Origin of the sequence: Shimia sp. CNT1-13L.2, assembly GCF_024331145.1 — a bacterium.
GTDB lineage: Bacteria > Pseudomonadota > Alphaproteobacteria > Rhodobacterales > Rhodobacteraceae > Shimia.
This window is the reverse complement of sequence record NZ_JANDJO010000008.1, coordinates 130,515-155,615: the sequence shown is the minus strand read 5'-3', so window position 1 is coordinate 155,615 and position 25,101 is coordinate 130,515. Positions and strand designations below refer to the sequence as shown.

16 protein-coding genes and 4 pseudogenes are annotated in these 25,101 nt (G+C 51.1%); 15 read left to right on the top strand and 5 right to left on the bottom strand.

The features are described 5' to 3' along the window. Positions 1 to 519, top strand: a 519-nt coding sequence (locus NNA36_RS16090; protein ID WP_255108874.1) for a hypothetical protein, incomplete at its 5' end; no start/stop codon positions are given. 128 nt (positions 520 to 647) lie between these two features. On the opposite strand, the gene NNA36_RS16085 is transcribed toward NNA36_RS16090, so the two are convergent. From NNA36_RS16085 to NNA36_RS16075, 3 genes are all read right to left on the bottom strand, one after another. Then, positions 648 to 1,817, bottom strand: a complete 1,170-nt coding sequence (locus NNA36_RS16085; protein WP_255108873.1) for a nucleotide sugar dehydrogenase — start codon at positions 1,815 to 1,817, stop codon at positions 648 to 650. Positions 1,818 to 1,894: 77 nt separating this feature from the next. Next, on the bottom strand, positions 1,895 to 2,620 hold the full coding sequence (locus NNA36_RS16080; RefSeq protein WP_255108868.1) for a hypothetical protein: 726 nt from the start codon (positions 2,618 to 2,620) through the stop codon (positions 1,895 to 1,897). A gap of 149 nt (positions 2,621 to 2,769) precedes the next feature. After that, complete coding sequence (locus tag NNA36_RS16075; RefSeq protein ID WP_255108867.1) at positions 2,770 to 3,987, bottom strand: hypothetical protein; 1,218 nt, start codon at positions 3,985 to 3,987, stop codon at positions 2,770 to 2,772. A 116-nt stretch (positions 3,988 to 4,103) separates the two neighbouring features. On the opposite strand from NNA36_RS16075, the gene NNA36_RS16070 reads away from it, so the two are divergent. The 5 genes from NNA36_RS16070 to NNA36_RS20005 all read left to right on the top strand — a co-directional run bounded on the left by NNA36_RS16070 (position 4,104) and on the right by NNA36_RS20005 (position 12,065). Beyond that, on the top strand, positions 4,104 to 7,736 hold the full coding sequence (locus NNA36_RS16070; RefSeq protein ID WP_255108866.1) for a glycosyltransferase family 2 protein: 3,633 nt from the start codon (positions 4,104 to 4,106) through the stop codon (positions 7,734 to 7,736). 252 nt (positions 7,737 to 7,988) lie between these two features. Next, the gene (locus NNA36_RS16065) at positions 7,989 to 8,627 is read left to right on the top strand and encodes a hypothetical protein (protein ID WP_255108865.1); all 639 of its coding nucleotides are present in this window, start codon (positions 7,989 to 7,991) and stop codon (positions 8,625 to 8,627) included. 2 nt (positions 8,628 to 8,629) lie between these two features. Next, entirely contained in the window at positions 8,630 to 9,358 is a 729-nt protein-coding gene (locus NNA36_RS16060; RefSeq protein ID WP_255108864.1) for a sulfotransferase, read from the top strand. Then, positions 9,355 to 10,026, top strand: coding sequence for a hypothetical protein (locus NNA36_RS16055; RefSeq protein WP_255108863.1), 672 nt, complete (start codon positions 9,355 to 9,357; stop codon positions 10,024 to 10,026). The genes NNA36_RS16060 and NNA36_RS16055 overlap by 4 nt, the downstream gene beginning before the upstream one ends. Further along, positions 10,023 to 12,065, top strand: coding sequence for a glycosyltransferase family 2 protein (locus NNA36_RS20005; RefSeq protein ID WP_255108862.1), 2,043 nt, complete (start codon positions 10,023 to 10,025; stop codon positions 12,063 to 12,065). Before NNA36_RS16055 ends, NNA36_RS20005 begins: the two co-directional genes overlap by 4 nt. 28 nt (positions 12,066 to 12,093) lie before the next feature. On the opposite strand, the pseudogene NNA36_RS16045 reads toward NNA36_RS20005, so the two are convergent. Then, positions 12,094 to 12,440, bottom strand: a pseudogene (locus NNA36_RS16045) (IS3 family transposase); the annotation flags it as partial. Between the two features lie 61 nt (positions 12,441 to 12,501). On the opposite strand from NNA36_RS16045, the pseudogene NNA36_RS16040 reads away from it, so the two are divergent. Next, positions 12,502 to 12,627 (top strand): annotated as a pseudogene (locus NNA36_RS16040) (transposase); the annotation flags it as partial. 28 nt (positions 12,628 to 12,655) lie between these two features. On the opposite strand, the gene NNA36_RS16035 reads toward NNA36_RS16040, so the two are convergent. Further along, positions 12,656 to 13,767, bottom strand: a protein-coding gene (locus tag NNA36_RS16035) for an IS3 family transposase (RefSeq protein WP_255108861.1) whose coding sequence is annotated in 2 segments (ribosomal slippage) — positions 12,656 to 13,512 and positions 13,512 to 13,767 — 1,113 coding nt in all. Because the reading frame shifts where the segments join, the coding sequence is not laid out codon by codon here. A 64-nt stretch (positions 13,768 to 13,831) separates the two neighbouring features. Here NNA36_RS16035 and NNA36_RS16030 point away from each other — a divergent pair. The 8 genes and pseudogenes from NNA36_RS16030 to NNA36_RS15995 form a co-directional block, all read left to right on the top strand. Further along, a pseudogene (locus tag NNA36_RS16030) lies at positions 13,832 to 14,107 on the top strand (transposase); the annotation flags it as partial. 740 nt (positions 14,108 to 14,847) lie between these two features. Continuing rightward, complete coding sequence (locus NNA36_RS16025) at positions 14,848 to 16,785, top strand: hypothetical protein (RefSeq protein WP_255108859.1); 1,938 nt, start codon at positions 14,848 to 14,850, stop codon at positions 16,783 to 16,785. Positions 16,786 to 17,062: 277 nt separating this feature from the next. Beyond that, a complete protein-coding gene (locus tag NNA36_RS16020) occupies positions 17,063 to 18,115 on the top strand; it encodes a hypothetical protein (RefSeq protein ID WP_255108857.1) in 1,053 nt (350 codons plus the stop codon). 107 nt (positions 18,116 to 18,222) lie between these two features. After that, complete coding sequence (locus NNA36_RS16015; protein WP_255108855.1) at positions 18,223 to 19,284, top strand: hypothetical protein; 1,062 nt, start codon at positions 18,223 to 18,225, stop codon at positions 19,282 to 19,284. Positions 19,285 to 19,621: 337 nt separating this feature from the next. Beyond that, positions 19,622 to 20,751 (top strand): IS3 family transposase gene (locus NNA36_RS16010; protein WP_255108853.1). Its coding sequence is split into 2 segments (ribosomal slippage): positions 19,622 to 19,865 and positions 19,865 to 20,751, totalling 1,131 coding nucleotides; the frame shifts between segments, so codons are not numbered across the junction. Between the two features lie 608 nt (positions 20,752 to 21,359). Next, entirely contained in the window at positions 21,360 to 22,529 is a 1,170-nt protein-coding gene (locus NNA36_RS16005; protein ID WP_255108851.1) for a helix-turn-helix transcriptional regulator, read from the top strand. Between the two features lie 64 nt (positions 22,530 to 22,593). Then, positions 22,594 to 23,364 (top strand): hypothetical protein, encoded by a 771-nt coding sequence (locus NNA36_RS16000; RefSeq protein ID WP_255108849.1) that lies wholly within the window; start codon positions 22,594 to 22,596, stop codon positions 23,362 to 23,364. Between the two features lie 485 nt (positions 23,365 to 23,849). Continuing rightward, positions 23,850 to 25,041 (top strand): annotated as a pseudogene (locus NNA36_RS15995) (IS3 family transposase). Positions 25,042 to 25,101: the final 60 nt, after the last annotated feature.

Genomic DNA, 25,101 nt, shown 5'->3' with positions numbered 1-25,101 from the left:
ATGTCGAGTGACAAGCTTGTCACTGGATGGCCATCTGGGAATGAGGCCGTTCAAGAACTTGTCTCCGGAAATGGGGAAAACCTACCTCCCCTTCTTTCCAACCAAGCTCTCCAAGAAGGGTTAATCGATCTGGCTAGAAACAGCTTTTCTTTCAAGCTTGCGTCCGAAATCCGACGCGAATGCGATGTTCCTATCGTCTTTGTTCCCCAACCATTCCCGTCTGAACAAGTCCTAGATAAGTCTTCGAAGCTCATTGAGATCAAACGTATCGTCAAGCGCGGAGATGGAACGGTGGTGGCAAGTTCTTTGAATTTTTCTCTAATTGCCGCCTTTGAGGAAATACCGAACTCTCAACTGTACCTTCAGCCTAAGAATACGATAGCGCGTGGCTGCTTGAGTAAGCTGGAGTTCATGCGAGGTGCGAAACGGCTGAGCCAGAATTCCAAACAACCCAAATCAGACGTTCTGCACGGGAATGCTGCACTGGGAAGGGAATTCTTGGGTTTGATTTCCCAGTAGGGTTCCTAACTTATTTGCCGAACACGCTACCGTCTTTCGTCTGCGGGTCGCGAAGATCAAAGGCAAGCACTTCGAGGCGATCTTTCGCCAGTGTAGCACAAGACCTAGAGCCGAAATGTCAAAGGAGACTAGTCGGTACGAAAAAGATCGCGAGTGAAAACCTTGCTCTCAGAATCATCTAACTCGGGGTCCCAACGGTTGGCGAGGATCACATCGCACTCGCCTTTGAATGCTTCTATGTCCTTTTCGACTCGAGACCCGAGAAACTCATCGTCACTCAAAGCGGGCTCATATACAACAACAGGAACTCCATAGCCTTTAATCCGACGCATAACCCCTTGAATTGAAGAGCTGCGGAAATTGTCGGAACCATGTTTCATCACTAGCCGATAGATGCCGACCGTTTGGGGATTGAGGCGCAGGATTTCGTTGCTTATGGCGTCCTTACGTGTGTCGTTAGCATCAACGATAGCTCTGATAAGGTTTTGGGGAACGCTTTCGTAGTTTGCGAGCATCTGACGAGTGTCCTTGGGAAGACAGTAACCGCCATATCCGAAGGATGGGTTGTTGTAGCCTTCACCTATTCGTGGATCGAGACAAACACCTTCAATTATTTGGCGCGAATTCATATCATGCACCATGGCAAAAGAGTCGAGCTCATTGAAGAATGCTACGCGCATAGCGAGATAAGTGTTCGAGAAAAGTTTGATCGCCTCTGCTTCGGTCGGACCTGTCTGGAGCACAGGTACGTTGTTGTTTTCCGCACTCTCTCTTAGAGTGCGGGCAACGGTAGCACCAAAGTCACCAGTATCGCCGACAACGATACGCGAGGGACGCAAGTTGTCCTCTAGCGCACGGCCCTCCCTCAAGAATTCCGGGGAAAAAACAATGAGATCGGTGTTATGCATTTCACGTAAGCTCTTCGTGAAGCCAACCGGAACAGTGGACTTGATGACGATTATAGCCTCGGGACGTACTTCGCGAACAATCTCGACAGCTTTCGACACCGATGTGGTGTCAAAATTGTTCAGCTCGGGATCGTAATTTGTTGGGGTCGCGACAAAAACGATTTCGGCATCGGCCAGGGCCGTTTCAATGTCTGTTGTCGCCGTCAGGTTAAGATCTTCTTCGTTAAGAGTTTTTTCGGCCAAGAAATCTGCAACAGGTGCGATGCCATTGTTCAAATCATCAACTTTGGACTGAATGATATCCACGGCGGTCACTTGGTGCTTTCGTGCAAGTAGAACCGCCATGGCAAAGCCGACGTACCCGAGACCAACTACGGCAATTTTCTTCATTGGTAAGTCCTCAATTCAGTAAGTTTCGGCAGAGCCGAGCTTGTTGTTTTTGGGTTTGTGAAACTCGACAATATTTCTTAGTAGAAACCTCTGTCGAAAATGGCTACGCTCGAGTAATTGGCAACAAGATCCGCATTTGATCTCGATCGCATACGTTCGAATTTGGAGGAAAGCTTCTTACTCCATACGCTCTCTGGAATGTTGACTAGTTTCTCAATGGCGCGAAGGCAGCTTCCTGGAGACCGGGTGATGTCTTCGAAGAAAATTTCGTGGTAGTCGGCGTTGGAGAACAAGTTCCGCCCCCAATCGATCTGCTCACGTCGCTCTAGGATAAAAGTTTCTAACGCCTTTTTGTCTACATCAATTCGAGCATTCTTAGCGCAAATGCTCTGACCTCTCGGAATGTTCCACGTTTTAAGTTGCATAGCGATTTCACGCGAAATGAAGGCTTCAAAAAGATTGCTACGGATCAGATGCAAAATACAGGCGTCATTGTGAATGCGCTTCCAAAGTGCAGAGTCTTTGTTTTGATGATAGTGGAAGACGCGAAGAAAAATCGGGTCCTCACTCGCTTCTGCCGCAACATTGAGTTTATCCCAGATCTTTTCTGGTGCCACTCGCGAAAGCGATTTGAGGTCGTCCGTCGAATACCCTGTCAGTTTTGAAAGCCTGGTATGACTATCACTGCCTTTGCGAAAAGCTTCCTGAAGTACGATGGCTCCCGGAACCGCCTGTCCAATGAGATCGAGGAGATACCTTCCGCCAAAGCGCGATGAGGAAAGTACAACGGTTATCTTTGACATAGCAATTTATGTTCGTTTTACGGCTGAAAGATGAGCCATCAATGAAATTAAGTTCGGAATCGTTGACTCTGACTAGAGATGAGCCTTCCCTAGCGCAAGTGCGATGTTTGCTGCAAGGCAGAAAGGACGTACGCAGGTTTCTGCGCATGCTAAGTGGATCCGTCCGGTGAAAACTGTAGCAATTCGGCCCAAAGGGTTTCGGGGATCAGGCCGCCGCCCAAACGTGGCATCACACTAGGAACTAGGGTGTCTGTAGGAGTGTTTTTGAGAACCTCTTGAGAGGAGCGCTTTGTGCACGTGAGGGCGACAAAGACGTCGTAAGGATGGAGCTTTGCGAAGCTCCGCAAATCTTGGGCGATTCTCTGTTCCCAGAAGGTGCGCGACCGCCATTCCGGGAGATTCTTCAGAAAGGACAGTGCTTCATTGATTGACTGCATTAGGCGAAGATTTTCATTTTCGGCAGCATAGTCGGCTGACTTCGGGTTCAAGGGTGGAATACGACGTGGGATAGGCATTGCCCGCGTCTTTGGGTGAAAGCCCATGTCTTTAAAAAACTTTTGGATGTTGTCTGTCTCGATGGCACTTAAGCCAACATCGTAGTGAAGCAGTGTGAGTGAGCGGCTTTGGCTAAGGGTCGAAAGAATGACGTCGATTTCGTCAAATTGACGGGGAAAAAAACTCTCATCATAGCCAATGGTTAGATACAAATCTGAGGGCAGAGTTAGACGACCCGAGCTGCCGTCTCCCCAGGTGCCCGAAAAGTGGTGGAAAATGAAGTTCTGACCATATTCGGCCAGACATTTGAGAAGTAACGAAGTTTCCTCTTTAGTGACGACATTGTCAGCATCTAAGCTGGAATAGAGTGAGCCGGAAATATGGTCGCGAAAACAGTTCTTTGCTATGCCGAAATGCCATGCATCGAGCCGCGGTTTCTGAACCACACGAAGATAACCAGACTCAAGTTCACGCCAAAAGTGGCGCCGAGCCCAATCACTCGTCGCCGTGTCATCCTCAAAGGCCACAATTAGAAACTCAATCATTCCAGAAAATGGTGCATTTTCGGCTAACGAAATTTCAAGCGTTTCCTTGATCTCGGAAAGTCGATCCATAGACGGAATGCAGTAGGAGATTGCGATTTGTTGTGAGTTGGCGGAAGCACGTACCGCAGCTCTGCGCCGCCCAAGGGCAAGGGCCAAAGGGTCTTGCGCCAAAAGGCGCGGGTAGCGCGCGGAACACCCTCGACCTAGACGTGATCCGATGAGGGCAAAGTGCACTTCTTCAGACAGGCCTGATTTCGCGACATCTGGATACCGTTTCTGATACCAAATCGGATCGAAACGTTTGGAGTTCTTGACGATGTCGAGCATATTAGGTACCTGAAACTAGGGTCAAATTTACTTCGAAAAAAATTCTAGAGCTTTACGCTCTACGTGGTCAATTACCAGCTTTCAAAAGTCCAAATATTGACGAGTATTAGAGCAAGATGGCAAAAGATTTTGATTTAGAAATTGAGGGATGCCGAGTTGGTGATGCGGGCTTTTTTAGTGTTGAGATTTGTTCGACCCGAAGCTTTGAGGCGCGTTGCGCCAGCGAAGTCTTGGATGTTTTTAAAAATCCAAACGAAGCTACCTTTTTCGAAGTTCTCGTGCCAGGATGGCTATGGACAATTGAGGACGGAAACTCTTCTGAGCTGCTCATTCGGTTTTTCTCTTCTTCCGGCTCGATAGATGGTGATTCAGAGGCTGAATGGGAAGTCCGCATTACATCTGAACTGTTGAGGCAGCGCTTTTGTGAAATCTCTGAAACTCCTTGGAAAGAATTGTGCGATCAGACTGTTGTCGGGGCCCTTGAGCACTTGCACTATGGTCCGATACCGCTTTCGGAGCTTACCGAAAAAGAGCAAAACTGGCTTCAGGGGGCTGCAAAAGCCTTTGGCTTGCAGAAGCTATTTCCGCAAGCACCTTGTACTGGAATAGCAGAAGTTCGAGAAAGCGCGCTCAAGCATTTCGGTTCGGTTCTTGATGGGAAAGTCTTGGACACAGAGGCACTGCTTGACGCCTTGTACTCAGCTTGGCCAGTTGCCGTTGAACATGGTGAAGAGCTAGCGTTTGTTCTGTCGATTACACCAGCTTTCTGCGATGCTAGCGGTATGTTTGAACTCCGAAATGCTCTGGATTTGCTCGAATTTCCAAGTGGATGTCTTGTCGGAGGAGCTTGGACTTGGTCCGAGGCGATGCCGCACCTTTTGGTGGATTGCAAGTGGGCAGAGGTTTCTCGCCTAGCGATAGAAATAGCCGAGGCCGATACTAAGGAGTGGGTCTCTAATGCGGCGCTTTCTTGGTGTTTGGTCCATGTGTTTTCCCCAGATGGTTATCGAGTGCCGATTTGGCTTCGTGAGCAATTGGCAAGCAATGTAATGGCCTACATTAAGAAACGAGCAGCGCTCAATGAAGGGCCGGGTGCAAATCTTCACATGCGTGAAGCAATGCTCTTGCTGATAGATAGGGCCGAGCTTCTGAGCCAAAGGACGAGAGATGAGGTGCCTTGGACCGCACTTAAGGCATTTGGAACTTCCCCTGAATTTTGGATGGAAATAGGTGTCCGGCTGGCGCGAGGGAAACTGCCTTTCGAAAGGCTTGCTGCCGGAGCTTCTGCATTCTCAATGCTACGACATGTTCTAGATGGGGAAATGCCACTGGGCCATCGTGACGAACTTGTTGTTGATGCTGCATTAAAAGACCTGAGCATGCTTGGGGTTGCTAGACTAGAGGCATTTCGGACCGAGGCGCTAGGTTCATACGGAACAGGGAGGAATAGACGGCCGGATTTTGGCGCAATTCAACGGTTAGGATGGGAAGCTTCAGAGAGGGTTTTGAGGGGGGCTTTTGATCCCATTGCGCCTGACTTGATGCCGATGCCAATTGGTGCCCTAGAAACCGGGCTTCGTACTGATGTTGCATTGGCGGAAGTCACAGATATGGCATCAACTATTAAAGGAATGATGAAGCGCGCTCATGCTCTTTTTTGCGAACCAGAGGATCATCGTTGCATGGCGGATCTGGCGCCGTTCTTGGCGCATACCAGCGACGGAAATTCCGATTTTGCGGGAATTGGGGCTGCTGTCGCTCTAATCGCTGACTTCGCCGCAATGGGTGCTCGTCGTCGTGCGCTCGAGCTCTGCCGTGTAGTGTGTGCAAACATTGATGCACTGACGGAAAATGATCGTGCCAATCTGTCTGATTCTGTTTTTCTGATTGGTGCCATGCGCCGTATGAGAGAGGCTGGGCTCGAAGGGGAGCGGGATTTCGATGCCCTGTTGACGCGTTTGCCTGATCATCCTCATTGGGCTGCCAGCGCTCGCCAGAAAGCCCCCGGAGTTTCTTCAGGGCCTGCTCTTTTTGATACCGTGGTCATGGTGTGTTCTTGTCATGAGAACTTAAGCAATCGTGTTGAAGCGCAGAGATCTGGCTGGCTCTCAGAGCTAAAAAAGCTTGGTATTCCCTATGTGGTACTCGTCGGTGGTGAGAATACCGAGTTGATTGGAGATGTGCTTCAAGTCGAGGCCGCGGATAGCTACGAAGGTCTTCCCGAGAAAATTCTGAAGGGCTTTGAGTGGCTGAGAGACAATACCGACGCTTCACATATCTTGAAGATTGATGACGATTGCCATCTTGACGTCCAGACATATTTCTACTCTGCACGTTGGCGCTGCGCATCATGGTACGGTCGGATTTTGAGGAAAGACGATGCTTTAGCTGATCGCTTGTGGCACCAGAGCCGTGCAAACAGTCCACGGGGGAAGCTAGCATTTGATCGAGCCCCGCGCAGCCGATTGTATACTGACGGCGGGACAGGTTATGCTCTCGATCGAAGAGCGCTCTGGGCTCTTCATGGGGCCGCGCGCACGTTGGAAGGTCAACGGGTCATCGCGGGGACCTATAGTGAGGATGTCTGTGTTGGAGCGCTCCTCTGTATGGAGGGGTTGTCACCGGATGAGCGTGACTATCATACAATGGTGTTGCGTCACGGTCGGCAAGGCGAACCCGCGGTTCTCAAGTGGAGCGAAGGGATGGGCGTGAATGACCACTTCGGTTTCACGAGGGTCATGCACATGGACGGGACGCTCAACCTTCGAACGCTTGAAGCCGAAAGGAAAACAACAGGTCTCTTTCCAAAGCGTATCTGGCCTGCCGAGTATAAAGCCACCTTCAAGGACAATAATGGTTCCTTGACATATCTAGGCTCCACTAAGCATCTGCGAAACGCTATGGACGTGCCGGTTGCTGTCGCCTGTGTGCTACGTAATGAACGTGTCATGTTGCCACATTTCCTTGCACACTACCGGCAGCAGGGGGTTCAAGCGTTTCTATTTGCGGATAACCTTAGCGATGACGGTTCGCTTGAGTATCTTCTGAAACAATCGGATTGCGCAGTGTTTTCGGCTGCTGCTCAGTTCAATTCGGTGGACCAGGGTACTGCGTGGAAAAAAGCTCTGATCAGTCAGTTTAGGATGGGGAAGTGGACGCTTGTTGCAGATGTGGATGAATTCCTCATGTTGCCGGAGGGTTTCGATACGCTCGAAACTTATCTTGACGATTTACCCGCAGGGGCGGATGCACAGAGAGTAAAGATGCTCGATATGTATCCGGGATATGATCTTTCGAAGGCAGATTTTGAAACGACTGAACCTTTTTACGCGGCACCGTTTCACGATAAACACCCTTACCTTTCTACATCGCTTTCTAAGGGACCTTTCGGCAATGAGAAGACCTTGACCAGCGCACTTCGGCACAGGCTATTACCGGGAGCTAGGGTGGATTCGTTCGTGGCGTGCAAAACGGCCTTGCTCCGCTACAAGCCTTGGATGCGATTGTCGACAAGTTTCCATTTTGCGACGGGTGTATCACTTGCGGAGAAAGCCCTTGTTTTCGCCCATTTCAAATTCCACGCGCAGTTTCACAATAAGGCCGAGATCGAGGTGCAGCGTGGGCAATACTGGAACGATAGCGAAGAATACAGGGCTTACTTATCTGGGGAGATCTCTGGTCGCACTTTGATGGAGGAAGGTATGTCAGTTAGAGTAGCGTCGCCAAACTATGCTGCAATGCAGGAATAGTTCTTGCATTGGGAGAAGCATTGAGAGAGATAAGTGTTCGACAAATAGTTGTGTCCAAGAAACGAACTCGCGACTTTCCATTACAACTGCGGGCAGAGTTGTTGAATTCGCCAGGACACCCAGATTGGGTGCAACTTGGTGAGATGTGCAATTAGGCTCGAGCCTGCCGTTCGAGTGGAAGCACTCAAGTTTGTGTTTTGTGGATCCTCCTTATTGTCTGTTTCAAACCTCGTTTTTTTGGGGGAAGCAAGAATGCCTGATGAGGCGCTGATGGGTGTATTGAAGAAAACTGATATTTTGGAGATAGCTGGAGAAGGTATCGGGCAGAGTTTCGTTGAATTGGCCTTGTTACAATCTGTTGTTCTCGAGCAAAGCAACCGTATTGACTTGCTTGAGGAAGCTGTGCGCAAAGCACGTAGCACGCCTATGGTTGCTAAGGATGATCGAGAAGACCTTGCTATCAAACTTGAGCTTCAATCGGCGCAGCTTGCCGAGACCCAAGCAGACTATGCCCAACTTGCCGAGGCGCTGTCGGAGAAAGAGCGTCAACGTTTCGCGTTAGAGCTTGAATTGTGCTCGATTCTTACCGAGCGCGAGAGTGTTAACGGCATGACTTCAGCGTCGGGAGAGTCCTCTTCGGAGATGTCTGAAATGGCCCAAATTGTGCGCGAACAGGAAGAGTTAATCTTGTCTCAGGGCAAAGAAATCAACGACCTTCGCCGAAAATTAACGAGCTTAGAGGCTGGAGATGTGGCGCGCTTCACAAAGAGAGGCGCAGAACTGCTCCATGAGTTAATTGGTAGGATTGAACCTGTTCTGAATGGGTATCGTACGAACGAGAGTAACCTGATCGCAGAGCGTGACCAAGCCATTTTGAAGGGAGGGGAATAAGAATGTCTGTCACTTTGACCGATACTGCCCTCTTTCCATACCTTGCGCTTCCAAGAAAGGGGTTCGTGTTCTTGCTCGGATGTGGCGAGTCTGGGAATCTTGTGATTCAGAATCTTTTGAATCAGTATTCGGGGATCGAAATAAGAGGTGAGAACGATGCGCTCTTCACGCGATTGATCGCTTTGTGGGAGGCAGAGAGAAACTCTCGCCTCCAAATTTTTGTTGAAGAATCTCCTGCTCTCAATGACGAAGAAGTTGCGCTCCTTTTTGAAGGGTTGGACCACTTTGGACGTCAACTCGCTGATGCATTTGCTGGTGGTGTGCTCGCCGTGTCCTCTTCACAAGAGCTCTGCGGCTTTAGGGAGATTCGCGTTCTTCAACCCGAGGTAAGCATTGATCGACAGATTGTTTTCCTTAAAGCGTTTTTTCCTAGGGCCAAATTCATTGTTACGACGCGTGACCCAAAAAAAATTGCTCGCAGTGGTTGGTGGGCCGATCTTAATCGCGAAGAAGCCGTGCGCAACATTTCCGAAGCGCAGGACCAACTCTCCGACGCAGTTCGCAAGATTGCAGGCGAAACAGCAGTGTTGATCGACCATGATGAATATATCGTAGACCCTGGCGCGCTGAGGCCGATGTATGATCTATTGGACATTCCTTTTGACGAGGCTTCGGTAGCGTCCTTCCTTACCAAACATGGCGAAATCGAGATGGTGGAGGACTTGGCGTGAAGAACCGTTTCGTTTGCGACGCAACGCTGCCCGATGGAACCCCGCTGCCCTGCTTTTTGTTTCTGGGGCATGATGGAGTGGATTGGATGGAATTTAGATCCAGTATATTGGAAGCTTTTTCTGTGCGTGTTGTGCCAGTTTCATTTGGTAGTGTATTCGGCATTTCTTCATGCCTTGACTATACTCGAAGAGGTTCTCTTCTAGCCGATCACGCCAAATTACAAGAGACTTCTGTCGACAGTTCTCTCCCGTGGTATGGGGCCGCCAATATTCAGCCAGAATTGTTTCGTGAAGGGTTGCAAAAAGCGCTGATCCGAAACCTCTACTCTGCTGGGAAGCCTGGTGCAACTTGTGTCTTTCGTTCCGCGCGCACCATGCTTTGGGACAGAACGAAATCCTGTGAAGACGTTTCTTTTCTACTTGATTCAGTTCCAGGGCTTCAGATTGTGACTCTTTTTAACTCCAGCGAAGCTGCAGTTGACCGCTTTGTCGCTGCGAATAGTTGGAGGCGTGAAGACAGCCACAACACGATCTTAAGTACGGAATCCTGTTTCGAAGCCTTCATGGATGTTGCAGGAGGACGTGTAATTGCTTTCTCTCAGGCTGAACCCGACGACTCGCTCGCTAAGTTGAGCGACAAGATAAACACCATCGGGAGTGAAACGTGATAGAATTTAGATTGCTTGACGTCATAGAGCACGTCGCCCCCTTTGACGCTCAATGGTATCTGGAAACGTATGCGGATACGAAGCTCACTGGCCTTTCTCCACGACAGCACTATGCCCACTTTGGGCATTTTCTCGGGCGCGGAATCTCCGCAGAAGTCGCAAACCCTATAGCGCTGCCAGGTTTGGCAAACGCTTTATCCCGAAAACCCGTTGTTTCGTACTGCACGCCAATCATGAACCGTGGTGCTGATATCATGGGGACTCTTGCAGCTAACCTTGAAGCCAATAGGGCTGTGGCTGATTCCTTGGAGTTCGTAGTGGTCTTCATGGACGAAGATCACGAGACTCATAATTGGGTGCGAGAAAACTTCGATGCCGATTTGACGTCGGGGTATCTGCGAATGGTTATTGAACCACCACTTGACGGCTGGCACTTCGGTAAAGCCAAAAATCGCCACAAGCACTATGCTATCGGAGAGATTTACTCGTCTCTCGATGGCGACAATTTCGTGACTGAAGCTGAAACCCGTCAACTTATTGACTTGGCCCGCGCGTGTCCCGACGGGTTCGTTTTCCATCATTTTACAGGAAATTGGGGTGATGGCTCTAGTGGACGGATTTCTCTTCCGGCATGGCTGTACCGCGAGGTTGGTTATGATGAAAAAATGATGCCTCGACAGTACGACGAGATGGACGTACTGCTAACGGCAATGGTCAATTATCCCAACATTCCTTTTGCAAGGATCAAAGCCGACAACCACGGATTTTCTTCCAAACGCTCACGCGAGTTTTTTGAGTCGGCAGGAGTCGGCAACGAAATCATTGAGCTTGATCCGGTGGAGCGCTGCTTGCCACTGAACCCCAGAGGCGACACCTATGTGGGTGATGACCATGCAATGGTGGCGATGACCACCTTCAACCAAGGGGCGTGTTTCCTTAAGAATGCCACGGATCCAAAGTTGCGTGACAAATACCTTGGGCTCGCGGTGCAGGGGCGCCACGAAGTTGTCGACACGGTGCCAAAGGAAAAGATTCTTGGGACGCTGTTTCATTCAAGCGGGAATCCCGAGGCAGGAAGCCTTGAAGTCGGCGAAGATGATGTTTGCATTGTGGCCTGCATGAAGAATGACCACAATTTCCTTAGGCCCTTCTATGAGCATCACAAGGCGCTGGGCGTGAAGTATTTCTTCATCGTGGATGATGGCTCTTCCCCGCCGTTGGCCGAGACGTTGTCATATGAGGACGTGTTCATTTTTTATCCGAAGGTTGGCAGCTTTCTTACGGCTAAGGGGCTTTGGATGGAGGGAATGGCCAAGGCCTACCTCGACGAGGGGCAGTGGATGCTCTCGCTTGATGCGGACGAGTTTTTTGACCTGCCGGAAGGGTTTGATACCTTTCCAGACCTCACCCGTTTCTTGCGCGCACGTGGGCAAGAGACCATGCCAGCGCTGCTAATCGATCTGGTACCCTCTCCGGATGTGTCCCAGGAGGAGCTGGAACGGGTCGAAACGGAATTCGAGGAAATCTTCAGCCACCATGTCTGGGTGGAAGACGAGATTACTCAGGACTACGCCAATTACGGATCAGTCAAATGGGCGTTTGGCCCCTATGCGGAACTTTCTTGGCGTCTTGATACACGCTATCATGCCTATCAGACCTTCGACAGCCTGCGAAAAATTCCGTTGATCCAGTTCCGCAAAGGGCGCCATATCAATCAGGGTTTCCATACGCTCCACTACAATGACGGCACTCCCAATCCCGGCCCTGAGATCTGGGACACTGATCTTGTTCTCCCGATCCGTCACTACAAGCTACTAAAGCTGTTCTCCACCGCAGCGCGCGAGCGCATGGCGGCCATGGTCGCCAACGCAGACAACTCGGCCTATCATGCGAGAACGACTGAAAATATCGCGAAAATCTTTGGGACGGGTGGTGAAGAGCAGATGCGGCGTGTACTGTCGTTGCCGAGCAGGCCGCTTGCGGAAAATGCTTTGAGGGCTCTGTGTCCTGCCAACTTCAACGGCGACTCGAGTAGTTAGAGGAAGGGCCATCCGGAAGAGTTATTTATCGCCATAGCCGCTCCACGCGCCCCTCAGTGACCAGCCAGCCGGCATTTCGGAGCAGTGCCGCAATCCGACGATAGCCGTATCGATCATTTGGCCTGAACAATTTAACCATATCGGTAAACAGTTGACCCTCATTTGTACGGCTCCTTGGGATATGCCTCTGTGTGGAGTGGTGTTGGTCCAGAACGCGGCAAGCCTTGCGTTCTGGTACTTTGAACTAGCTACGCAAATTATCAATGCAGGCACGACGGCGAGCGGAGCTTAGAAGTTTCCCTTTGCTGCCTCCGTCAAGATTCGCTTGTCAAGTGTCAGGCCTGAAAACGCACGTCTCAACCGCTCATTCTCCTGACCTGAGCCCCTAAAACTCCTCCATTTTTGTGTAGAGACCGGCCAATCAAAGGACGGACCAATGAAGACGAGATTCACTGACGAACAGATCATTCAGATGATCAAGGAACAAGAAGCTGGCGAGAAGACAGCTGATGTGTGCAGGCGCTACGGGATCAGCCAAGGCACCTTTTACAAATACAAATCGAATGACCTGCTCCCCTTGGAGTCCGCGTTTATTGGTTAGCTCTGTTCAGGGTTTGGTCCTCTCTTGACCGTTGGTGATACTCCCACGGAGTGAGCCCGTCGAGGCTCGTGTGGGGGCGGTGATGGTTGTAGTCGTCGCGCCATGCCGCAATCAAAAGGCGGGCATGGCGCAGGTTGGCAAACAGGTGCTCGTTGAGGCACTCGTCCCGCAGACGACCATTGAAACTTTCCACCAGGCCGTTCTGCATCGGTTTTCCCGGCGCGATGTAATGCCAGTCGACCCGCCGCTCCTCCTGCCATTTCAGGATTGCGTTGCTGGTCAGCTCTGTGCCGTTGTCGCTGACCACCATGCAGGGGTAGCCCCGCATCTCGGCAATCCGATCCAGCTCCCTGGCGACACGAACGCCCGGCAGCGACGTATCAACAACCGAGGCAAGGCATTCGCGACTGAAGTCGTCGATGACGTTCAGGATGCGGAACCGGCGTCCCTCCGAGAGCGCATCTGACACGAAGTCGAGTGACCACCGCTGGTTCGGCCCCTGCGGGATCGTCATAGGTGCTCTGGTGCCGATAGCACGTTTGCGTCCTCCCCGTTTACGCACTGTTAATCCCTCTTCGCGATAGATCCGATAGAGCTTCTTCCAGTTCACTTCCCAGCCCTCGCGTTTCAGCAGGATGTGCAGTCGCCGATAGCCGAACCGACGCCGTTCAGACGACAGCTCCCGCAGCCGCTGGCGCAACTCTTTGTCTTCCGACCGCTTCGGTTGCCGCCGATACACACGCGGATCGATCCCGGCCAGGGCACAAGCCCGCCGTTGCGAGTAATTCTTCTCTGTTATGGCCCAGTCCACAGCTCGCCGCCTCGAACCGGGCCTCAGAAGTTTTTTCCAAGCATCTCTTTCAGAGTGGCAACATCAAGCATCTGCTCGGCCAACAATTTCTTTAACTTGGCGTTCTCAGCTTCCAGCGCCTTCAACCGCCGGGCATCGGACACTTCCATGCCGCCATACTTCGACCGCCACTTGTAGAACGTCGCATCGCTGATCCCGTGCTTGCGACACAGGTCCTTCGCACTGAGCCCGGCCTGGTGTTCCTTCAGGATGCCAATGATCTGCTCTTCGCTGAATCGGCTTCTCTTCATCGTCTGTCTCCTCAGTTGGAGAACAGGCTAACCTCGAAGCGAGGACTTTTCAGGGGAGCAGGTCAGCATGGCCATCCTGAGATGGGTGCAGGACACCGGGGTCGACTGGCACTACATCGCGCCGGGAAAGCCTACCCAGAACGCATTCATCGAAAGCTTCAACGGTAAGCTGCGCGACGAATGCCTGAACGAAACGCTCTTCAGCTCACTGGCCGAGGCCCGGGAAACGCTGGAAGCATGGCAAGAGGATTACAACAATCATAGACCGCATTCGGCGTTGGAAAATCTGACACCGAGGGAATTTGCAGAGAAAACGATGATGGACAAACTGGCGGCGTAAGGCCACCAAACGAACCCCAAGGACTCTCCGTGAGATGGAGGAAACTTGGGGCTCAGGTCAGGTCTGTTCAACAATATCTGTCTATCTGATCGCGTCCAGACGGGGCATACCTTGCCTAATCCACACTTCAACCTGCCGCGACTTCGAGGCAATCTCCTCCGGCTTCAGTCGCTTGTTTGCCATTCTTGGTCCTCCGTTTCCTAAACATAAGGGCGGACCAAATAAGTTGGGGAGGCTCAGGGACTGTGTTGCTTGCTGCAGTTCCAGGAGCGGTAACTCAAGCGGTTGCCTTGGTTTGCACAGACAAAAACGGACGGTTTTCGAATGATGTATGGGCATGCCCCAGCTTAGACTGAGTCCCTCAATCCCCCTTAATTTTTTCGTGTTATACAAGAACACGACTGACCATTGGTGGCGTCAGTCAGCAAAACGGGCCTGAGTTGACGGTGGTGGCGTGATGGCCAAATTTTCTTTAGCTCGCTCTACTTGGCCTGCCCGATTTGCAATGGGCGGGCCAAAAACAAATCGTCGTTGTACCGAGCTAAAGTAGGGATTCACCTTTATAATTCTACCCTTTTGTCTGAAACGCGGGCACCAATCACCGTAGCCCGTGCAATATGAAGTCAAAAGACTGCAAACATGTTTTGTTGCCCCAGAAAATCCTCTAGTGTTCAGCAAGAAATTGAATGAGTTGCACGCTCGTAAGCGAAAAAGATTTTGAAAAGAAAAGGGTTTGAATAATGGAGTTTGTTGTAACGAATATCAATGAGCCTTCCTTGAGAGGCGATGCTGGCTCTTCGAAAAAACAGGACGCCTTGCTGAAACGGCTTACAGATGTTTCCTTTTCTCGCTGGTTTGGCGCGTTCGAACGCGAGCATTTCGGTGGACTGACGGTGTTCGCGCCTGCAAAAACTCTGGCCCGGCGAGAAGGGTCCGCTTTGTTCGCAGGGCACGCTCATTTGAGGGACGAAGCCGCCATTGAACACCAGCTATCAAACGGCGGTATCTATGACGGAAATCCCGACGAACTTGTTGGTGCGAACGGAGTATTTGCCGTTGTGGCACCGCAACAAAATGGCGGCCTCTCCATCTGGACCGACCCAGCAGGGTTTTACCCGGTGCATCTTTTTCAGTCGGGCAAAAACTTCGTGATCTCTAACAATCTTCACATGCTGAACGAGATTGCCAAACTGGCCGGACACACATTGCGTCGCGCCGTTGAACCCATGTTCTATGCGCTGGCGTATGGAAGGAATTTCGACAGAGCCAGTGGGCTGGAAGACGTATGCCTGACAAATCCACGAACCCGATATGACCTTTCCCCATCCGGCAAACTGACTCAACGCGAATACGCCTCGCTTGTAGACCACTATACGTCGGATATCCCGTATGATGAAGCAGTCGATACGCTTGCTGCGAAGATGACAGCGCGTGTGAATACCGTTCTCGACCTTGGAAATAAGACTTGCGTGGATGTAACTGCAGGAGTCGACTCACGCGTCTCGCTTGCTGCGATGCTGTCCACCGGGCGATTGGACGAGTTCGGAACCTACAATTTCGGAATGCGCCCTAACCCTGATCGCGTCATCCCCGAACACCTGATCACAAAATTTGGACTGACCCCCACCGACGCGGTGGTCGCCAATGATGTTGAAGCTCTGTCTTTGCCTGAAAGGATTCCTCTCGGGGCATATAAGTTCTGTGGAATGCGGACGATTGATTTCCCTGATATCGGACCTCTGGTTCTCCCAAACTTGACCAGAATATCAGGAGCTTTTGGCGAACTGGCCAGAGGGGTGGCCCCTTCAAAATCGGTCTGGGCCTTGCAAAAAAGCGGTGGCGAAGGATACGCAGAGGGTTGGTTTGGGGCGCGCATCGCTGCCAATTATTTCGTTACCGACAAAGCTCTTGAGGCCCTAACAACGAACGTCGCCAAGCGGGCAAACGACTTGATTGAAGGCGGTCTTGTTGGCCCTCAGGTCGATCAGGTTTTCTATACCGAAAACAACACGCCATACCATTTCGGCATCGCATACAGATTCCTCAATGATGTGAGATATCACCTCTCGCCTCTCAACTTTTTTGAACAAATTCAGTGCACTACAGGCCTCAGCGTCAAGGAAGTTCGCAACGGAAAACTTCATCTGGATCTCATCGCCCGTTTGGGGGGATATGATTTGGCCATGCAACCTTTCGGCGGATTTCGCTGGCAAGATGAGTTCTTGCCGCCAGAGCTTCGAGAAGAATATCAAGGCGTCGAGAAATTCACTTCGTCTTCAAAACCACTCAGCCCTCCGATAACTTACCCAAAACCGCTGGATCTTGGAGAAAAGCCGCTGAGTCCCAAGGAAATCACCTTGCGTAAACTGATGGCAGAGAAAGGGCTCAATGCCCGTTTCCAGAACGCGTTTACCTATCGCGAACATCTTTCTGATCTATTTGAAAAAATCCCTTCAAGTGACAGAATCTGGGATTACCTAGACAAAGGCGAGGTGGAGAACCTGCTGAAGAAGAACACGGATAACATGTTGGAAATGGCAGACAAAGAGCATGTTAAGTTCGGCCGGATCGGCATTCTCGCCAATGCGCTGACTTGGTACACATCTCAGGAAAAATCGGCCCCCCTGACGACAGACGGAAGCCACTACAATGACGGAAGCCGTGTCGATGCCGGATAGGTTACTTGGACGGGCTATCAACGGACGTCGGCGAGTATTCACTCGGGGATCATGCTTAGGACAGGATACGTGCAAACGAAACAGCATCCGAAGCAAAGGCTGTTGCCGGGCAAGCCGGTAGAGGGTAGAACCCTGACTTAGTTTAAACCCAGCTAGTATGGCGTCAGTTTTCGCAACGTTATTGACAATGAGTTTTCCAAAACTTCGCCCGACCGGCATTGCATCACCATGCTGCTACAAAGAAAAACCTAGCTGCAAGAAGAAAAGATCACGCTAAATGGCAATTTTCCTACATATTGGCTTTCCCAAAACGGCAACGACGAGCCTGCAGATTGCTTTTCAGGATCGTGTAGAAGACTTGAAACAGGCCGGCGTTTGCTATCCGCTCATCGATCAGGATTTCAAGCAACGATACTTGAAGAATTTCGGTTTGAAGAGTCTGCCTTCCGGGAAGGGTCTACCCAAATCGGTACAAAAAAACATGGATGACATGAAGAAGCTTATCAAAGCTTCGGGATGCGCCGATGTCGTGTTGTCGTGTGAAGAACTCACGAACTTCATGATGATGACCTATGACACCACAAGTGCGAAAGCGTTGAGAGACCAACTCCGTGAAATCGACGACGATATCCGGCTTGTGGCCTATGTTCGCAACCCTTCCGATTTCTACCTTTCCATTCTTCAGGAAAAGCTGAAACGGTCGGGCGGTGTTCTGGAACCGCAAACGTTTCAGGCCAATTTTGCCAAGACCATCCGCTACTACGAAGACGTTTTCGAAGTCAAAGCCATCGTTCGAGAATTCCACTCCAGCAAACTGAAAGACAAGGATATTGTCGCAGATTTTTTGCATGCGACAGGATTGGAACATGTTGACATCTCCAGCTGGACTCCGATCCGATCGAACGAGTCCGTCTCTGCTGAGGCCTTGTTCGCGTTGGATTTGGCTCGGCGAGACTACATGGGTTCGGAACTGGTCTATGAGTTCCGTGAATCCGAAATGCTGTGGCGCAAGTCCAATATGATTGCAAATGAATCCGAGATCTACCAGAAACCGGTGTTGTTCAAACACATCCACGATCAAGTGATGTTCGCCAACCAAAGCGATATCGACGTGCTCCACGAGCGATATGGGATTTCCTTTTCCGAGGGTAATTACGTGGAAGGTCAACCAACCTTCCCACCGGAAAGCCAGCTGTCTCTCGTCGAAGACCTAATGCATGTCGACAGAAGCAAGGCGATATTCATTTGGTCGACGTTTACCTTGCGTGCCATTCGAGAGGTGTTTCAGCTAAGGGAAAAGGTGAGGCGGTTAAGAGCAGAACAAGCTTGAAGCGCCAAGTGCGGCGAATAACTGACAGTTCTCAAACGATATGTCATGCAGCACATCTAAGGATGGCTGCTAGATCGGAGCCGCTACAGATTGTAAAGGACTAGACGATGGCTTTATCTCAACGATCATTGAAAAAAATGGGGTTTTCTCAGGTGGAGCCAAATCTCTACCGAGCACATCTCGAGCACTATGCCGTCGATTTGTTTGTTCAAGAGAAAACCCAGCTTACCGTGTGTTTTGATCATCTCGGAAGACCCGAAGCTTTGCCCACAAGGGAACGCGAAGGTTGGGGAAAGTCATTTCTTGAAAGCCATACAGATCATTCGGGTCTTTTCATCAAGCCAGATCGAACGAATTGGTTCCGCGAACCTGGGCTTATCGAATTTCTCCGGTCCATTGGCGACATCGGCCTTTTCTCCAACTTCAAGAAAACCATGACCTACGGCGGATCAATGGGTGGCTATGCAGCCATTGCATTCGCAGATCTGTGCCATGCGACAACAGTTTTTTCACTCAATCCGCAAGCTACTCTAAGGCAGGATGCTGTCCCTTGGGAACCGCGGTTCCTGAACGGCAAGGAAGAGGATTGGGACGGCCCCCTGTGGTTGGCGTCGGATGGGTGCAAGAAGGCAAGCAAGGTGTTTCTTGTCTACGACCGGCAATTCACCCTTGATCGTAAGCATGTCGAAATGATGGACTTGCCCAACGTGGTAGAGTTAAACGTTCCATTCGTTGGTCACAAAGTTCCCAAACATCTGCGCAACATGGGATGCCTGGATGACCTTTATCATTCGATTTCGGAAGAGAACTACGACACCTGCACTTGGCAGAAACGCGTCAGGGCAAGGAGAAAACTGCCGGAATATCGTGAAACCCTCTTGAGTAGTGCATCTGGCCCAAGAAAGCGAACCCTGGAAAAAATCTTGGCTAGATTGAAGTTGCTCGATCCGGAGGAACTTGCAAACTTGGAGCGCAAAGAGAAGCGTGACCTCGCCAGGATTATCGGCTTCTCTACCTGGATCGCGAGGTACAAGAGCGACAATCCATCTGCGCCTCAGGAAGAGATCAAAATTGCCTGGGCAGAAGCGCGAGAAAGCGAAACACAGGCCGGTATTCGAGCGCTGGCGGCAGTTGAAAGGGCTGGATACCAAATAGTTCCTCCAGAATGAAACGTAGAAATTCCAAGAGAACCGAAAAGCACAAATAAGTTTTCAGCAGAAACTTTTTTCAAGAGAAAACAAAGAGGAAATCAACGTGGAGCCGAAGGAACGGCGAGCCATCGCCAGGGTGATCGGCTATGGGGCGTGGTACGGCAAATATGGGCGGCCTTCAACTGACGGGCCCAAATTGTTAGTTAGTGCATGATTGGCCTGCTTGGCACTGTCAGAAGAAACCAGCTTGAAGCGGGTAGGGGGCTGTCCTGGCGTTCTACCACGTCAAAACTGGACCTGTCGCGGTTTGATGCCGCTCCTTTGATAGCATTTATTGCAACAAAGGAGATGAACTATGGGATCGAAACGGACGGACGAGTTCCGCCAAGATGCGGTGCCGATTGCACTGACAAGCGGGTTTACGCGTAAGCAGGTGGCTTCTGATTTAGGTGTCAGGCTGTCGACGCTGAACAAATGGATCACGGCCCATCGAGTAACTGATGTGGTGTCGAAAGAGGATTTGAGCCTCGCACAAGAGAACGAGCGCATTCGACGCGAGGTGCGCATTCTCAAGGAGGAGAGGGACATCCTAAAAAAGGCCACCCAGTTCTTCGCGGCCCTAAAACATTGAGGTTTAGGTTCATCGAAGAACACCGTGGCAGTTTTTCGGCCAAACGCTTATGCCATGTTGTCGGTGTCAGCACGCGTGGTTTGCGGGCCTTCCGCACCCGTCCGGCCAGCTGCAGACAGCGGTCTGATATGGTGACGCTGGCGCACATCAAAGAACAGTCGCGTCTCAGCCTGGGCAGCTATGGTCGCCCACGTATGACTGAAGAGCTGAAACAAATTGGCCTGAACGTTGTGCATCGTCGCGTCGGCAGATTGATGCGCCAGAACGGCATATCTGTTGTGAGGTCACGTAAACACAAGGTCACGACAGACAGCGAACACAAGTTCAATATCGCGCCGAACCTGCTGGACCGGGACTTCACAGCGGACAAGCCCAACCAGAAATGGGCCGGTGACAACAGCTACGTGTGGACGCGTGAGGGGTGGTTGTATCTTGCCGTCATCCTGGACCTGCATTCCCGGCGCGTCATCCGTTGGGCAGTGAGCAACCGGATGAAACGCGATCTGGCGATCAGGGCTTTGAAGATGGCCATTGCATTGGGCGCGCCGCCAAAGGACTGCATTCATCATACCGACCGTGGCAGCCAATACCGCTCACACGACTACCAGAAACTGCTGCGACAGCATGGCTTCAAGGTATCCATGAACGGTAAGGGAAATTGCTACGACAATGCGGCTGTCGAAACCTTCTTCAAAACCATCAAGGCAGAGATGATCTGGCGAAGGTTATGGGAAACACGCAGGCAAACTGAGATGGCAATCTTTGAATACATCAATGGGTTCTACAATACGCGCCGCCGCCACTCAGTACTGGGCTGGAAAAGTCCGGTCGCATTCGAACGAAAAGTAGCTTAAACGAGCACGTGGGGCGGCACGAAAACGCGACAGGTCCACGACGGTTACTTTCGTGACACGGTAAAACTTAGGACAAGTTCAGTTGGTCCATTCTTTCGAAACATCAATGGGGGCTGCAAGCATCTGAAATGTCAGCATTGTAACCGAGTACTAATAGCTGGCTATGTTCCAGGCTGCTTCAAGGGTCTTTTGCTCGAATGCCCAAACTGTAAAACTTCAAATCCCACTGGTGATTTGGAACCAGATGCCTTCATCCCAATCGGACACTTACCGGCTTCGGTTCGCCCATGTATTCTTGCACCGCTAGAGAGGCTTGGCCTAAACCGTGGGGCAATCTGCCCACGTTGGTTCAATGCCCGATTTAAAGCGATATACTGTCCCCTGACGCTCTCAATACACTCGCGACGGAGTGCTTTGGTGAGAATGCAGCCATCTGGATTGCCGCCGCATACCTATGCGAGACGCGGTCTCTAAATGAGGTTTTGCGATGGCGCGACAGGTAAGGCTAACTTGGAAAATTTTGCAAATCGCGACATCTGTGATAATGTTGTCTAGGTACGTTTGTCCGCATTTAGAAAACGGACGATCGAAAAGGGTTTATTGGCGTTTTGCGCGATCATTCTATTAATTTAGAAGATTTCTCAAATCTTACCACGACGCTTTTTTCGGCGGCGATGGGGCAAGTAGGTTGGGAGCACTTTTTGAAAGAGCTCTCGGTTCAGGCTGGTGACATCTGCACACATTTGATTGGCTTCGACCTTGAAGCTGACTTGGCCATAGACTTTGCCACGATTGGCTACGATCCCGACTTCGTTAAAACCTATAACGAGCACTTTGCTGCCTTGAATGCCTGGGCACCTGGTTTCATCTCTCAGCCTGCAGGAATCCCAGTTGATTGTGAAGTGATGTGTCCGACCGAAGACCTCATTGAAACCGAGTTCTATCAGGACTGGCTACGCCCGCAGGAGGATATCATTCAGGGCGGTGGCGCGCTTCTCTTCAAGCATGACACACGCGTCTTTGCCTTGGGTGGTAACATCCGATTGAAAGATGCTGAGCGTCTAAAGAAGGGGTGGCTAAAGCTAGTTGAGCATCTCATTCCTCATATGCAGCAAGCATTCGAGATCAGTCGCACTTTAGCTGGTGCTCGACTGGAAACAGCTGTTGTCGCCAACCAGGGTCTTCGTGAAGTCCCCGGGATTGTCATGATTTCAGAAGTTGGGCGCATAGTTTTTGCAAATGCTATTGCTCAGACTATGCTGGCACGCGGTGCGCCAGTTTCCAGTGACATACGAGGAAATTTGAGGATTTCTGATAGGAGCGAAGCCGGAGGGCAAAGAATGGTCTTACACCTTCTGAGCCATAGACTGACTTCCGCTAATCCCTCTTTTTCGCTTAGGGTTTCAGACGCGGTATCTAAATCGAACTTCAAGCTACGTTTCGTAAAGCTTACTCCCGAAGCTCAGATAGCTTTCCCATTGGACAAATCGCTAGGCTTCTCAAGTCACTGCACACTGCTGATAATCTCAGAATTGAAACCATCCGCTGATCTGGTTTCTAAACTACAGATCAAACATAGACTGACAAAAGCGGAGGCTGATGTGGCATGTATGATCGCCGAGGGGCTATCTATTCGCGACATATCAGAACAACGCCACACAAGCATTCACACAGTACGCTATCAGGTCAAAGCAGCCATGGGAAAACTAGATGTCGACCGACAAGCGCAGCTTGTGGGGGCTGTTCAACGACTAGGTTCGCATAGCCCATTTGGATGATGACTTATTTTCACCCCTAGAAAATACTGGTTCAGACGATTGAACTGAGTTGGAAAAATGCCCAATGAAACGACTTACCTGCACCGTGATACTGACAGTCCTCGCATCGTGTATGGAAGCAACTCCGCCAACTTCCACACCAACAGAGGCAGTATCAGGAAAACAATTTACACTGGACGTAAAGCGGTTGGCTAAAGACAAAGCAGAGGTCAAGCGCCACAAATCTTACATAGTCGAGCAAAACGTTTCTCTGCCTTGTAACCGACAGAAGGTTAAAGCCTATGCAACCCAATTGGATTCAGATGTTACGAGAATCCAAAGCCTTCAAAACGCAGTTGATGGCGTACCGAAAAAACCAACCGACATTGCAATGAGCCGAGCGCAATATTTCTCCCTGATTTCGCAAATAACTCTATCTGAAAACGCCGTATACAAGGCGGCTTCGCAGCACTGTTCTCTAGGTTTCAATCGAGAAATTGCAGCGACGCAGCAGATTAGCGATGAAAGCATGGCAAGGTCCGTTGCTGCGTTCCAGACACACGAGAACCTCAAAAACCCTTCCTCCAGGAACGCCGCTGCTGGAGACTATTCCAGTCAGGTCGGATGCAACCTAAACGCCTTGGGTAACCTTACAACACGCCTGTCTGAAGAAGGGAAACGGCGGACGGCTGGAAAAGGCGCCAAGACCCAAACCCGCGAAGTTGTTCGCGTCATGGATACCCTCATCCCAGTTTATGAAAGCTTTCAACGCCGATGCAACGTCAATCTTACCTCAGAGATTGAGGGTATGAAGAGAACACGCGACGGGGCCAAATCCACGATGTCCCTTATGTGATCCACATTTCAGGACAGATGTGTGGACAGCATGTCCACTGATCGAAGTATATTGAGGGAGAAAAACATGGTTACAGTTCGCAGTATGCTGGCTTTTTCTTTGATCGTTGCGATATCGCCAGCGTCAGCCAACCCCTCCAAATGCCTTTCCCGAGCAAATGTAAACAGTAGTTACGTACACCTTCAAAACAATTGCAGAAAGGCGATCATTTACAGTTACTCAACTCCGTATGGAAATTGCGCTCCCAAATACGCAATGCACTTTCCATGCACAGATACAATACAAGCTGGCGGGCGTCAGTTGACCCCAACCTTCCACAATGACGGGAAGATAAATGTCTGGGCATGTTTCTATGACGATTGGGCGGAAAGGACTTGTTCCCTACCTTAAGGTCTGAGGGCACTGTGAGCTACCCCCTGAAATTCGGACACTGACGTAAGCTACGATTTGTTGTCTGCTGATCTTCGACGAAGAGGAGATTAGAGATGTCGAAACGGAAGCAACATGCGCCTGAGTTCAAGGCGAAGGTGGCGCTTGAGGCGCTGAAGGGTGAGCAGACGGTGGCCGAACTTGCGAGCCGGTTCGGGGTTCATCCGACGATGATCCATGCCTGGAAAAAAGCGCTGTTGGACGGCGCGTCCGGCGTGTTCGAGCGTGGCGGAGCCAAGAAACCCGAGATTGACGAAGAGCAGTTGAAAGAGCTGCATGCCAAGATTGGGGAGCTGGCCATCGCCAACGATTTTTTGTCACGAAAGCTCAAACCGTGGACCGGCAAGTGAGGCGCAAGATGGTCGAGCCAGCCAACACCAACCTATCCATCGGCAAGCAGTGTGGGCTGCTGTCGATCTCGCGGTCGTCGTTCTACTACACGCCCAAGGGCGAGACGGCGCTGAATCTCGCGCTCATGCGCCAAATTGATGAACAATTCCTTGAGACACCGTTCTTCGGCGTCCGGCAAATGACGTGGCATCTGCGCAACGAAGGCCATCTGGTGAACGAGAAGCGGATCCGTCGCCTCATGCGCCTGATGGGCCTCATGCCGATCTACCAGAAGCCCAACACCCGCTGCCCGGCAGCACATGCAGAGCATGTGCGAGAGGGGGCAAAGCGGCGAAGGGGCACAAGACCTACCCCTATCTGTTGCGCAGTCTGAGGGTGACCCGGCCCAACCAGGTCTGGGCCGCCGACATTACCTATCTGCCGATGCGACGCGGATTCCTGTATCTGATCGCCATCATGGACTGGCACACCCGCAAGGTGCTGGCCTGGCGCATCTCGAACACGCTGGAGGCCAACTTCTGCGTCGAGGCACTGAACGAGGCCATCGCCAGGTTCGGTCCACCCGAGATCATGAACACCGACCAGGGCAGCCAGTTCACGTCCTTCGCCTGGACAGACCGGTTGCGCCGATCCGGCGTGCGCATCTCGATGGACGGCAAAGGCCGGTTCCTTGACAACATCTTCGTGGAACGGCTCTGGCGGAGCCTGAAATACGAGTGCGTCTACCTGCACGCCTGGGAGACCGGATCAGAGGCCAGGGCCGGTGTCGGTAAGTGGATCGAGTTCTATAACCGCAAGCGCCCGCATTCCGCCCTTGGCGGCAACCCCCCGGCCGTGGTCTATTGGCTGAGAAAAGACGAAACCCAACCCGATCAGCAGGAGCAGAGAGTAGCTTAATTTACGCTCGAAACTGTCCAAACATTGGGGAGTAGCTCATCCAACTGCAGATGCATTTGG